The organism is Actinomycetota bacterium (genome assembly GCA_035536535.1).
Classification (GTDB): domain Bacteria; phylum Actinomycetota; class JAICYB01; order JAICYB01; family JAICYB01; genus DATLNZ01.
On the sequence record DATLNZ010000061.1, the window covers coordinates 1 to 11,966 of the forward strand.

An 11,966-nucleotide genomic window follows, 5' to 3' on the forward strand; every position below is an offset into this window, starting at 1 on the left:
CCTTGGCGCGCAGGCGGTCGAGGGTCAGGTCGATGACCGTGAGGTTGGCGAGGCCGAGGATGTCCATCTTCAGCAGGCCGAGCTTGCCGACGGCGTTCATCTCGTACTGCGTCACCACGTCGCCGCTGTCGGTGCGCTGCAGGGCCGTGTGCTCCACGAGCGGCTCCCGGCCGATCACGACCGCGGCCGCGTGGGTGCCGGTCTGCCGGCGCAGGCCCTCGAGCTTGCGGGCGGAGTCCAGGACGCGCTTGGCCTCCGGCTCCTCGGCGTAGGCCTTGCGCAGCTCGCCGGCCTCGGTGAAGGCGTAGGTCCACTTCGAGTCCTTGGACCGCTCAAAGCAGTCCCGCAGCAGGGGGTCCTTGCCGAGCAGAGGACGGGGAAACATCTTGGCCAGGCGGTCACCCGTCCCGTACGCGTAACCCAGGACCCGGGCCGCGTCGCGGATGGCGCTCTTGCCCTTGATCGTGGCGAAGGTGACGATCTGCGCGACCCGGTCCTCCCCGTAGCGGTCGCGCAGGTACCGGATGACCTCGCCCCGGCGGCGCTCGTCAAAGTCGATGTCGATGTCGGGCATCTCGCGCCGCTCGGGGTTGAGGAACCGCTCGAACATCAGGTTGTAGCGAAGGGGGTCAAGCGCCGTGATCCCAAGGCAGTACCCCACGCAGCTGCCGGCGGCGGACCCGCGGCCCGGGCCCGTTCGGATGCCGCGCGACTTCGCCCACTGCACGACGTCGGCCACGATCAGGAAGTAGCCGGAGAAGCCCATGTCGCGGATGACGTTCAGCTCGTAGTCCAGGCGCCTGCGCACTTCCTCCGGGACGGGGTCTCCGTAACGCTGCCGGGCCCCCTCGTAGGACAGCTTCACGAGGTAGTCGTCCAGCGACGTGCCGTCGGGGGGACGGAAGTCGGGCAGCTGAAGCTCCCCGAACGGGATCTTGACGTCGCACATCTCGGCGACCTGCACGGTCCGGTCGATGGCGTCCGGGTAGTGGCCCAGGACCTTCTCCATCTCCTGGCGCGACTTGAGGTAGAACTCGTCGCCGTCGAACTTGAACCGGTCGGTGTCGGCCTGGGCGGCTCCCGTCTGGATGCACAGAAGGACGTCGTGCGCCTCGGCGTCGGACCTGGACGTGTAGTGCAGGTCGTTGGTGGCGACCATCGGGATCCCAAGCGACGACGACATCTCGATCAGGTGCGGGTTGACGGTGTGCTGGTCGGCTATCCCGTGGTCCTGGAGCTCGATGAAGAAGTTCTCGGCCCCGAAGATGTCGCGCCAGGCGCCCGCGGAGGTCCGGGCCTCCTCCACGCGGCCCTCCAGCAGCAGCCTCGGGATCTGGCCGTTGAGGCAGCCGGTGGTCCCGATCAGGCCCTCCGAGTGCTCCGCGATCAGCTCACGGTCCACCCGGGGTCGGTAGTAGTAACCCTCCAGCGACGCCGCGGTGGCCAGCTTGAGCAGGTTGCGGTAGCCGCGCTCGTCGCGGGCCAGCACCGTCATGTGCTGGATCGTCTTCGGGTTGTCCTCTCCGGCCAGCTTGGAGAACCGCGACTCCCGCGCGAGGTAAAGCTCGCAGCCCAGGATCGGCTTGATCCCGGCCTCCTGGCAGGCGTCGTAGAAGTCGATCAGCCCGTAAAGGACGCCGTGGTCGGTGATCGCCAGCGCCGGCATCCCCTGCCTCGCGGCCTCGCCGACCAGCTCCCGGATGCGCGAGGCGCCGTCCAGCATCGAGTACTCGGTGTGGACGTGCAGGTGTACGAACGAGCCGGACACGCGTCAGGCCCCGGGAAGGTCGGCTACGGGCATGGCGCGGAGCATATCTCCGGCCGACGACGCCTCAGGGAATCTGGCCGGGGACCGGTGACCGCTGAGGGAGCAGCGGGTAGACCTCCCAGCCGCTGAGGTTCGCCACGACCGGGCGTGGAACGTCCACGAGGCGGACGTCCGGGTTGGCCGCCAGCTCCTGCAGGGAGCCGAGGGTCGAGTTGTTGACGGCCATCGCGAACACGCAGAAGCACTCCCCGCGGAGCTGGCGCACGTACTCGCGGCGCTCCCCTATGTCCCTTTCGAGCTTGGCCTTGTCCTCGCCTGTAGCCGTCCGGACCTGGGCCTCCAGGGCCTTCAGCTCCTCCTCGCGGGCCTCGGCCAGCTCGATCGCCCGCCGTCCCACGGTGACCTCGATGGAGCCTTCGACGTTTTTGGGCTCCTGGTTGCCGTCGGGGAAGCTGAGGAACACGACGTAGGGGGTCCCCTGCTTGACCAGCGGAGCGACGTCCACGGCGCGAAGGAACCGGGAGAACGAGACGAGTCCCCCGGCCGCCGCCTTCGGACGCTTCCCCGCCTCCTCCTGCAGGTAGGCCTTCTTTTCGGCTACGTGGCCCTCGGAGCTGGGACCGGCCGTCGGCCCGAGCCTGCCGGCCACCTTGACCTTCCGGGTGCCCGAGGGCGCCTGCACTTCGGTGCGCCGCGACTCCGAGATCACCGCCCCCACGACAAGGAAGACGCCGAGAAAGGCCAGGATCAGGTAGGCGTTGCGCTGCGAAAGCTGCTTCATGCGCGCCTCATCGCTATCAGGGCCGACTCGAGCTCGGCCGGCAGGGGACTTTCCCACGACATCTCCTGTCGAGTCCGCGGATGCACCAGCGTCAGCCTGAACGAGTGCAGGAACGGCCGGGTGAGCCCCACCTCCCGCGCCTTGCGGGGGTCCGGGCCGTAGGCGGGGTCCCCCAGGACCGGGTGGCCTATGGAGTCCAGGTGGGCGCGGATCTGGTGCGTACGGCCGGTCTCCAGGCGTACCTCCAGCAGCGCCGATGCGGCGAACGCCTCCCGCACCCTGAACCACGTCACGGAAGGCTTGCCCGAGGCCACGACGGCCATCTTCGTGCGGTGCCTGGGACTTCGTCCGACCGGCGCGTCGATCTTTCCCCTGTCCACTTCGGGGACGCCGGCGACCCCGGCCAGGTACTCACGCCGGACGCGGCGGGCGGCCAGGTTCTCCACGAGGGTCTCGTGGACCTCGTCGGTCTTGGCCACCACCAGCAGGCCGGACACCTCGCGGTCCAGCCTGTGGACCACGCCCGGACGCTGATCGCCGGCTCTCGGGGCCAGAGGACGTCCGGACGCCGCCAGGGCATCCACCATGGTCGGCTCCCGGGAGCCGGGAGCCCTATGGACGACCACGCCGGACGGCTTGTCCACCACCAGCAGGTGCGCGTCCTCCCAGACCACAGGGACGTCCGGCAGGGGGCCGGACGGCTCCCGCTCCGGCGCCTCCCCGGACTCCACCAGCTGCCCCGGCAGCACCTTGTATGCCTTGGGCTGAACCGAACCGTCCACGGTCACCAGCCCCAACTCCACGAGCTCGGCGGCCCGGGCCCTGGACATCCCACCGCGCCGGGCGACCAGAGCGTCCAGCCTCAGGCCCTGGTCGGCCTCCTCCACGGGAATGCGGGTCATGCCACCAGTATCCCCGCCCCCGCCTCACCCAGGGCCACCCGGGTCTTCCTTCGGGTGCGCCTTCTGGCGGCGGTCCTCGAGGAAGCCGGACACCAGCAGTAGGCCGGCGCCCGTGGTTATGGCGATATCGGCGACGTTGAAAGCGGGCCAGAACCCGAAGTCGATGAAGTCAACGACCTCGCCGCGGAACGGCCACGGCCGGAACGCCCGGTCGGCAAGGTTTCCCAGGGCCCCGCCCCCGATCAGGGCGGACGCGATAGCCATGACAGCCGGTGGGCGCCGCACCAGGACCACGACGAACACCACCAGCCCACCGGCCGCCGCGGCGACCAAAAACAGCGTCGCCCCCTTGAACAGGCCGAAGGCGGCGCCGGGGTTGCGGACGTGCGTGAAGCGCAGAAAGCCGCCCGCCACCGGCACGGACTCCCCCGGGGCGAGAGCCCGCACGACGGCCTGCTTCACGAGCTGGTCGGCCGCCAGCACGGCCGCGAAGACGACGAGGGCGGCGGCCCTGATCAGGGCCGCCGGGCTAGCGGTGACTGCTCTCCTTGCGGGCGCAGTCGATGCACGTGTTGGCGTACTGGAGGGCCTTGAGGCGCGCCGCCTCGATGTTCTTGCCGCAGGTCTCGCACTGGCCGTAGGTCCCGTCTTTGACCTTCGCCAGTGCCCGTTCGACCTTGTCCAGCAGATCGCGGATGTTCTCGGCCAGCGACAAGTCCCGCTCCCGCTCAAAGGTGGCCGTGCCGGAGTCGGCTTCGTCATCCCACGACTGCTCCCCGCTCGTGTCGGACTGCGGGAGGCCCAGGCTCTGCCGCTCGAGCTCGGAGCGCTGCTGCTCAAGCTCCGCCTGGCGGGCGAGCAGCTTCTCCTCGATCGCCTTCAGGTCCTTCTTCTTGGCCTTGGCCACACGAAACTCCCGCCTGTGGGGGGAAAAGAGGGCCAGACGGTATCACCGGCCCCCGGGAGCGTCAATCACCTCCGGTGCGGCGTGGGCAGGGACTTGTGAGGTCCCTGGAGGGCGTCCAGCCGGGAGATGTGCAGGTCGGAACGCATGGTCACGCGTACAATGTCCACCATTTTCGGCCAGGGGGACCCTTGCACGATCCGGTCGCGTCCGACGTCTCGTTTCCGCAGCTGGAGGAGCAGATCCTCGCCTGGTGGACGGCGAATGGGATCCCCCGGCGGGCCCTGGAGCACCGCCAGCGCGGCGCGGAGTTCGTCTTCTACGAGGGGCCCCCATCCGCCAACGCCCCGCCCGGGTTCCACCACATGATGTCCAGGGCCTTCAAGGACGTCTACACGCGCTACCAGACGATGCGCGGGCGCTACGTCCCGCGGAAGGCCGGCTGGGACTGCCACGGGCTGCCGGTCGAGCTGGCCGTGGAGCGGCGCCTCGGCCTCAACCGCAAGCAGGAGATCGTCGAGTACGGCGTCGAGCGGTTTAACGCCCTGTGCAGGCAGTCGGTCACCGAGTTCGTATCGGAGTGGGAGCGGTTCAGCGACCGACTCGGGTTCTGGCTGGACTACGACGACGCCTACCGGACGATGGACAACCACTACATCGAATCGGTCTGGTGGTCGCTGGCCCAGCTTCACCGCAAGGGGCTGCTCTACCAGGACCACAAGTCCGCCCCCTACTGCCCGCGCTGTGAGACACCCCTGTCCGACCACGAGCTGGATCAGCCGGAGGCTTACGCCGACGTCCCGGACCCAAGCGTGTTCGTCCTGCTCCCGGTCACAGCCGGCCCGCAGGCGGTCCTGGGGGCGTCGCTGGCGGTGTGGACGACCACCCCCTGGACCCTGTTCTCGAACATGGCCGTGGCCGCGAACCCGTCCGTCACCTACGTCGTCGCCTCGGCGGGGGGACGCAGGGTCGTGGTGGCGGAGCCGCTGGTGGAAAGCGCCCTCGGCGAGGACGCCGTGGTCGAGGCGACCATCACGGGGGCCGAGTTGGCCGGTGTGCGCTACACGCCGCCGTTTTCGTACGCGCGTGACCACCTTGCGGACACCCCCGGCCTGGACAACGCGTGGCAGGTCCTGGCCCACGACTTCGTCACCACCGAGGACGGCACCGGCCTCGTCCACATCGCCCCCGCCTTCGGCGCCGAGGACCTGGCGGCCGGCAGGTCTGCCGGCATCCCGGCCTTCAACCCGGTGGACGCCGGGGGCCGGTTCGACTCAAAGGTCCCGGCCTACCAGAGCACCTACGTCAAGGACGCCGATGCGCGCATCGTCCAGGAACTGGACGCCCTCGGCCTTCTGCTGCGCTCCGAGCAGATCGTCCACTCCTACCCGCACTGCTGGAGGTGCCGGACGCCGCTGCTGTACTACGCGGTGACGTCGTGGTACGTCCGGACGTCGCAGTTCCGCGACCGGCTGCTGGAGGTCAACTCCGGCGTGAACTGGGTGCCGGACAACGTCCGGACCGGGCGCTACGGCAGGTGGCTGGAGAACAACGTCGACTGGAGCCTGTCGCGATTCAGGTTCTGGGGGACGCCGCTGCCGGTCTGGCGCTGCCCGGACGGGCACGACACGCTCGTGGAGTCGGCCGCCGACCTAGGGGGCCGGGCGGCGCGGGACCTGTCCGAGCTGGACCTGCACCGTCCCTACGTCGACGAGATCGAGTTCGACTGCCCCGACTGCGACCAGCGGGCCAGGCGCGTCCCGGACCTGATCGACGTCTGGTACGACTCCGGCGCGATGCCGTTTGCGCAGTACGGCTACCCGCACCGCAACATGGAGCTGTTCCGGGGACGGTTCCCGGCCGAGTTCATCGCCGAGGCAGTCGACCAGACACGCGGCTGGTTCTACACCCTGATGGCCGAAGGCGTGCTGCTGTTCGACCGCTCGCCGTATGACAACGTGATCTGCCACGGCCACGTCGTGGACGCCGAGGGCCGGAAGATGTCCAAGTCGCTGGGCAACGTCATCGACCCCTGGGAAGCGTTCGCGACACACGGGTCCGATGCGCTGCGCTTCTGGTTGCTCACCGGCGCGGCCCCCGGCGACACCCGGCGCTTCTCCGACGAGACGATCCAGCAGATCGTCCGGGGGCCGCTGCTGACCCTGTGGAACGTCTACCGCCTGTACGTGATGTACGCCAACGTGGACGGGTTCCACCCGCAGGAGTGGGACGAGGTGTCCGTGTCCGACCGGCCGCTGATGGACCGATGGATTCTGTCGGAGCTGCATCAGCTCATCTCCGAGGTGACCCAGGGGCTGGACACATACGACTGCACCGCCCCCGGACGAGCCGTGGCCGGCTTCGTCGACGACCTCTCCAACTGGTACGTGCGCAGGTCCCGGCGACGGTTCTGGCGTGCCGCCGGCACCGAGGACGAGCGGGCCGACAAGGCGGCCGCATTCCAGACGCTGTGGACGTGCCTGTCGGAGCTTTCAAAGGTGATCGCGCCGTTCACGCCGTTTCTTGCCGAATCGCTTTACCGCAACCTGGTTCCGAAGGTGGACGACGACGAGCCGCCGAGCGTCCACCTGGCCGACTTTCCGGAGGCCGACGCCCGGTTGATCGACGCAGGACTCGCCCATGCCATGACCGCGGCGAGGACGCTCGTGTCGCTGGGGCGGTCTGCCCGCACCGACGCGAAGGCGAAGGTGCGCCAACCGCTGGCGGAGGCGGTCCTGCTCGTGCCTGCCTCCGAGCGCGACGGGCTGGCTGATCTCGAGGACACGATCGCCGAGGAGCTCAACGTCAAGTCCATCCGCTACGCCGAGGAGGCGGGCGAGCTCGTGAAAGTGACCCTGCGCCCCAACTACAGGACGGCAGGACCCGCCTTCGGCCCCCGGGTGGGCGAGCTGGCAGGCGCTCTGACCGACGCGAAGGTGGTGGCCTCCGAGGTGGCCGAAAGCCTGGAGGCCGGGCAGGAGTTCGACGTCAACCTCGACGACGGCACGATCATGCGCGTGAAGCCCGAGCACGTGGACATCAGGCGAGAGCCGGCCGAGGGGACTGCATTCGCCTACCAGGCCCCCTACGGAGTGTCGCTGGACCTGCAGGTGACCCCCGCCCTGCGATCCGAGGGGCTGGCACGGGAGCTGGTCCACCACCTGCAGAACGTCAGGCGCGAGGCGGACCTGGAGGTGACGCAGCGCGTGGAGCTGGAGCTGTGGGCGCCGCAGGACATCGCGGAGGCCGCCTCCCAGCACATGGCCTGGGTGAAGGGAGAGCTGCTGGCCGACGACTCGGCCATCCACGCCGGAATGGAGGCCCCGGCCGGGACCCCGGCCGTCGAAGTCGATGGACGCACCGTCCACGCGCGGGTGCATCCGGTCTGATGTCGCCCCTCGTGCTCACCGTCACCGGCCGGGACCGCCCGGGCGTCGTAGCGGCGGTGGCCAAGATCCTGTTTGAAAACGGCTGCAACGTCACCGAGTCGTCGATGACGCAGCTGTGCGGGACCGTGGTGATGATGCTGGTGCTCGATGCCCCGGAGCCGGCGACCCCGGCCAGCCTGGAGGAAGCCTTCGCCCCGATGGCGGCCGAACTCGAGATGCAGGTGTCCATCTGGGAGCTGCCGCGCAAGACCACCCAGGCCCGGCCCACGCACGTCCTGACGGTTCACGGCCAGGACGAAAGCGGGATCCTGCACCGCATAACGCACTCGCTTTCGGGCCTGGGAATCAACATCACGGACCTCAACTCCAGGGTGCTGGGCGGCATCCACGGCCAGAGGTACGCGCTGATGCTCGAACTGGAGGTGCCCGAGGGACTGCGGCCGCAGATGATCGAGAAGATCGGCGATCTCGTGGGGGTCCAGCTGTCGGTGCGGCCCCTGGACGACGAGGTTCCTTAGCCGGTCAGTCGGGCTTGCAGACGCTGCAGGGCTCGTAGCCGCCGCGCTTGGCGGCAGAGAGCGTGATCGTCTCGGTGTCGTCCTTGCCCTTGACGAACCGGCACCCGCTCGTGTGGTAGCGGTCCCGGCCCGGGACGACGATGACCTTCTTGCTGCTTCCGGCGGCCCGAGCCGGAGCGGCCTTGGCAGCGGACTTGCGAGTCGCGGTCCCGGCCGCGGACTTGCGGGTGGCCGCGGCTCTGGCGGGGGCTGCCTTCTTCCGCGTCGCAGCCGTGGTTTTGGTCGCCGCGGCAGCCCGGCGCCGCGGGGGCGTGAGCACCTGGGTGTCCTCGCCGTCGAAGTCGTCGTCGTCTTCGTCTTCTTCCTCGTCGTCGTCGAGCTCGTCCACGGCGTACTCGTCTTCTTCCTCGTAGTCCTCGTCGTCGTCGACGGCGCCCTCGTCGGAATCCTCGAAAGCCGACAGGACCTCTCCCGAGGTGACCGCGGCGGGGTCATCGTCGGACCGGATGCGCTCGTCGTCGTCGAGGAAAGGCGCGTCCTCGTCGGCGGGGACCTCCTTGGCCCGGCGTGCGGCGCCGACAATGACGACGGCGATGCAGGCGAAGGACACGGCCATGGACCCGAACAGGATGTAGTTGCTCTTGACGAAGAAGGTGCCGACGACGAGCATCACGAGGGCCACCCCGATGAGCCCGTAGGTCAGGCGTGCAAGCAACACTTCCTCCTTCGATGTCTGGACGGCCGAAGACGCAACCCGCCCTATGTTGTCCGACTGGCCCCGCTGCCGCAAACGCACGCGGCGGACGGAGCCGTCAGCGCAGAGCGCTGGCCGCCAGGGCGGGCAGGATCCTGCCGATCACGATAAACGCCAGGATCGGCGAGATGTCGAGGCTGGCGCCCCCCAGCGGTATGGCCGGCAGGAGCCCTCGGAACAGGCGCAGGAACGGCTCGGTCGCGTCGTAGATGAACGAAAAGGCCGGCCTCAGCCAGGGCGGCGGGGAGACCGGGAGCCAGGCCAGGATGATCCTGACGAACATCAGGTTGCCGTAGATCACGCAGAACAGGGTGATGGCATTGAGCAGCTCAAAGCGCAGCCCCAGCTCCATCAGAACTGGTTGAAGAAGCCGCGCTCCGAGATGATCCTCTGCGTCTCCTCCGCCGAGACCTCGACGTTGGCCGGGGTCAGGAGGAACACGCGGTCCGCCACCTTCTTCATCCCTCCCTGGAGCCCGTAGGTCAGGCCGCTGGCAAAGCAGAGCAGCTCCTTGCCGAGCCTCGCGTCCACGCCCTGCAGGTTCATGATGACCGGTGCGTCCACCCTCAGCTTGTCGCCTATCTCCTTGGCGTCCTCGAACGTCCGCGGTTCCACGACCACGACCATCGGCGGTGGGATCAACGTCGCGCCGGCGTGCACGGGCCTCGTCGACGTGTCCGGCACCGATGGAATCCTGCGAACGGAGTTCGGCTCCACGTCGGGCCTGATCGGCCTGACCGTCTCAAGCTGGGGAGGCTCGTGGACCTCCGGCAGCGGCTCGAGCTCGTCTTCCTCTTCGACGAGCCCCAGGTAAACAAGCGCCTTTTTCCAGAATCCGGCCATGTCACTCCTCCCGGAAGATGGCCCTGCCGATCCGAACGATGGTGGCGCCCTCTTCGACCGCCACCTCGAAGTCGTCGGTCATGCCCATCGACAGCTCTTCGAGACCTCCGGCACTCTCCCGGACCCGGTCCCGCAGGCGCCGCGCGTCGGCGAACACCCAACGAACATCTTCGGGCTTTTCCGCTCTCGGCGCCATGATCATGAGCCCCCTGACCCGAAGCGACGTCCGGTGCGACAGCGATCGCACGAACGGCTCCAGCTCGCGGGGGCCTATTCCCTGCTTGGAGGACTCCCCTCCCACGTTCACCTCGATCAGCACGTCCCTGGTTTCCCCGGTCCGCTCCGCCCGTGCCTGCAGAGCGTCCGCTTCCTGCATCCGGTCCACCCCGTGGACCAGCCACACCCCGTCCAGATGTCTGACCTTGTTCGTCTGCACCGACCCGAGAAAGTGCCACCTCACCTGCGCCGGCAGCTGCTGCCGCTTTTCGCGCAGCTCCTGTACGCGGTTCTCGCCCACGTCGCTGATCCCCGCCTCCACCGCCTGCAGCACCTGCGAGGCGGAAGCTCCCTTGGTGGCAGCGACGATCCTGACTTGCGCCGGATCGCGCCCGGTGCGGCCGCAGGCGTCCGATACCCGGCTGCGGACGTCGGCCACGCACTCGGCCACGCTCATTGCACGGCCTCCGCGTCCGGCAGGCACGCGAGCAGCCCCTGCCGCCCGGTGCGCCCGGCGTCCCGCCTGTGCGAGAAGAACAGCTCTTCGTGGCAGGACGTGCAGACCCTGGCCGCCCGGACGGTCTTCGACCCGGCCTCGGTCGCGGCGGCCTCCACGGCCTGCCAGAGGTCCACGTGCGAATCGTCCGGGACGGTCCGGGGGCCGAATCTCGCCGAAAACCCGTCTGTGACTTCGGCGCCGACCTCAAAACAGCACGGGCCGATCGCGGGCCCGGCGAACACCTCGATCTCCGCACCGTCACTGCCGCCGGCGGCGACCGCTCCGACCGTGCTCTCGACGATCCCCGCCAAAAGGCCCCGCCAGCCCGCATGGGCGGCGGCGACGCGGGAAGCGTTCGCAACGAGCACCGGCACACAGTCGGCGGTCAGAACGGCGACCGTTCGCGAGGGCTCATCTGTCCACAGGGCGTCCGCTTCGACGGTCTTCGCATTGTGGCTTTGGGCCTTCACGACGTCCGCACCGTGGACCTGCCGCAAGCGCGACGCCCGCCACTCGCGGCCGATCGTCCGGGCGACGATGTCCCGGTTGGCCAGGATCATGTCGTCGTGGTTGGCGACCGGGTAGGTCGAGTCCGGATCCGCCCACAGATCTTCCCGGGACCTGCCGAGCGTTTTGCGGAGGTCCCAGGCCAGGTTGAGGGAGTCCAGCGGCGGGGGGCCCAGACCGCCCACGCGCGTGGTGAAGACGGCCTTTGCATTTTCTGTCTGCGGACGAAGGACGATCGTGCCGCGGTGGACGTCCCAAACGAAACCGGCTCCCGCGGGCGGGAGCCGGTCCGGATGCTTCAGGTAGTCCGATCCCCGATGCTTCAAGCCCGCTGCAGGAAGTCCGGGATGTCGAGCTCGTCGTCGAAGCTCTCGCCCGCCGCGTCGTCGAACAAAGGGCCGTCCTCGTCCATCGGCGGGACCACAACCGGGGCCTGCGCGCCGGGGGGCGAGCTCTGGGCCCAGTCGCGGCCCTCGAAGCCTGTCGCGATGACCGTGATGCGAACCCGGTCGCCCAGTGCGTCGTCGATGACCGCACCCGGGATGATCCGGGCGTCGGGGTGTGCCGACCCGGTGAGGATCTGCGCCGCCTCGTTCACCTCGAGCAACTTCAGGGTCGAGCCGCCGGAGATGTTGAGCAGCACGTTGCGCGCCCCGTCGATGGACGACTCCAGAAGCGGCGACGAGATTGCGCGTCGGGCTGCCTCGGCACAGCGGTTCTCGCCGGACGCCTCCCCGATGCCCATCAGCGCCGACCCCGTTCCGCGCATGACCGCGCGGACGTCGGCGAAGTCGAGGTTGATCAGTCCGGGCGTGGTGATGAGGTCGGTGATCCCCTGGACTCCCTGGAGCAGGACCTCGTCGGCGTGCTTGAAGGCCTCGAGCA

At 69.0% G+C, this 11,966-nt stretch carries 13 protein-coding genes; 2 read left to right on the forward strand and 11 right to left on the reverse strand.

Annotated features, from left to right (window positions below):
- The 5 genes from dnaE to VNE62_03995 all read right to left on the reverse strand — a co-directional run.
- A partial coding sequence (gene dnaE / locus VNE62_03975; protein ID HVE91450.1) for a DNA polymerase III subunit alpha occupies positions 1–1,768 on the reverse strand: 1,768 nt, incomplete at its 3' end.
- Positions 1,769–1,832: 64 nt separating this feature from the next.
- Complete coding sequence (locus VNE62_03980) at positions 1,833–2,549, reverse strand: hypothetical protein (protein HVE91451.1); 717 nt, start codon at positions 2,547–2,549, stop codon at positions 1,833–1,835.
- A complete protein-coding gene (locus tag VNE62_03985; protein HVE91452.1) occupies positions 2,546–3,451 on the reverse strand; it encodes an RluA family pseudouridine synthase in 906 nt (301 codons plus the stop codon). The genes VNE62_03980 and VNE62_03985 overlap by 4 nt, the downstream gene beginning before the upstream one ends.
- A 24-nt stretch (positions 3,452–3,475) precedes the next feature.
- Positions 3,476–3,970, reverse strand: a complete 495-nt coding sequence (gene lspA / locus VNE62_03990; GenBank protein ID HVE91453.1) for a signal peptidase II — start codon at positions 3,968–3,970, stop codon at positions 3,476–3,478.
- A gap of 10 nt (positions 3,971–3,980) precedes the next feature.
- A complete protein-coding gene (locus VNE62_03995; GenBank protein ID HVE91454.1) occupies positions 3,981–4,358 on the reverse strand; it encodes a TraR/DksA C4-type zinc finger protein in 378 nt (125 codons plus the stop codon).
- Between the two features lie 188 nt (positions 4,359–4,546).
- Here VNE62_03995 and ileS point away from each other — a divergent pair, with 188 nt between their 5' ends.
- Entirely contained in the window at positions 4,547–7,744 is a 3,198-nt protein-coding gene (gene ileS, locus VNE62_04000; protein HVE91455.1) for an isoleucine--tRNA ligase, read from the forward strand.
- Complete coding sequence (locus VNE62_04005) at positions 7,744–8,262, forward strand: ACT domain-containing protein (protein HVE91456.1); 519 nt, start codon at positions 7,744–7,746, stop codon at positions 8,260–8,262. Before ileS ends, VNE62_04005 begins: the two co-directional genes overlap by 1 nt.
- 4 nt (positions 8,263–8,266) lie before the next feature.
- On the opposite strand, the gene VNE62_04010 is transcribed toward VNE62_04005, so the two are convergent.
- The 6 genes from VNE62_04010 to VNE62_04035 form a co-directional block, all read right to left on the reverse strand.
- The gene (locus tag VNE62_04010; protein HVE91457.1) at positions 8,267–8,977 is read right to left on the reverse strand and encodes a hypothetical protein; all 711 of its coding nucleotides are present in this window, start codon (positions 8,975–8,977) and stop codon (positions 8,267–8,269) included.
- 97 nt (positions 8,978–9,074) lie between these two features.
- Positions 9,075–9,368, reverse strand: coding sequence for a YggT family protein (locus VNE62_04015; GenBank protein ID HVE91458.1), 294 nt, complete (start codon positions 9,366–9,368; stop codon positions 9,075–9,077).
- Complete coding sequence (sepF, locus tag VNE62_04020; GenBank protein HVE91459.1) at positions 9,368–9,859, reverse strand: cell division protein SepF; 492 nt, start codon at positions 9,857–9,859, stop codon at positions 9,368–9,370. The genes VNE62_04015 and sepF overlap by 1 nt, the downstream gene beginning before the upstream one ends.
- Position 9,860: 1 nt before the next feature.
- Complete coding sequence (locus VNE62_04025) at positions 9,861–10,532, reverse strand: YggS family pyridoxal phosphate-dependent enzyme (protein HVE91460.1); 672 nt, start codon at positions 10,530–10,532, stop codon at positions 9,861–9,863.
- Positions 10,529–11,407, reverse strand: a complete 879-nt coding sequence (gene pgeF, locus VNE62_04030; protein ID HVE91461.1) for a peptidoglycan editing factor PgeF — start codon at positions 11,405–11,407, stop codon at positions 10,529–10,531. Before pgeF ends, VNE62_04025 begins: the two co-directional genes overlap by 4 nt.
- On the reverse strand, positions 11,404–11,966 hold a 563-nt coding region (locus VNE62_04035; protein ID HVE91462.1), incomplete at its 5' end, for a cell division protein FtsZ. The genes VNE62_04035 and pgeF, both read right to left, overlap by 4 nt.

Excerpts from the sequence above, each read along its gene's own strand:
- VNE62_03980 (HVE91451.1), bottom strand. The coding sequence starts at position 2,549 with ATGAAGCAGCTTTCGCAGCGCAACGCCTACCTGATCCTGGCCTTTCTC.
- sepF (HVE91459.1), bottom strand. The coding sequence starts at position 9,859 with ATGGCCGGATTCTGGAAAAAGGCGCTTGTTTACCTGGGGCTCGTCGAA.
- VNE62_04015 (HVE91458.1), bottom strand. The coding sequence starts at position 9,368 with ATGGAGCTGGGGCTGCGCTTTGAGCTGCTCAATGCCATCACCCTGTTC.
- VNE62_04025 (HVE91460.1), bottom strand. The coding sequence starts at position 10,532 with ATGAGCGTGGCCGAGTGCGTGGCCGACGTCCGCAGCCGGGTATCGGAC.
- VNE62_03985 (HVE91452.1), bottom strand. The coding sequence starts at position 3,451 with ATGACCCGCATTCCCGTGGAGGAGGCCGACCAGGGCCTGAGGCTGGAC.
- VNE62_04005 (HVE91456.1), top strand. The coding sequence starts at position 7,744 with ATGTCGCCCCTCGTGCTCACCGTCACCGGCCGGGACCGCCCGGGCGTC.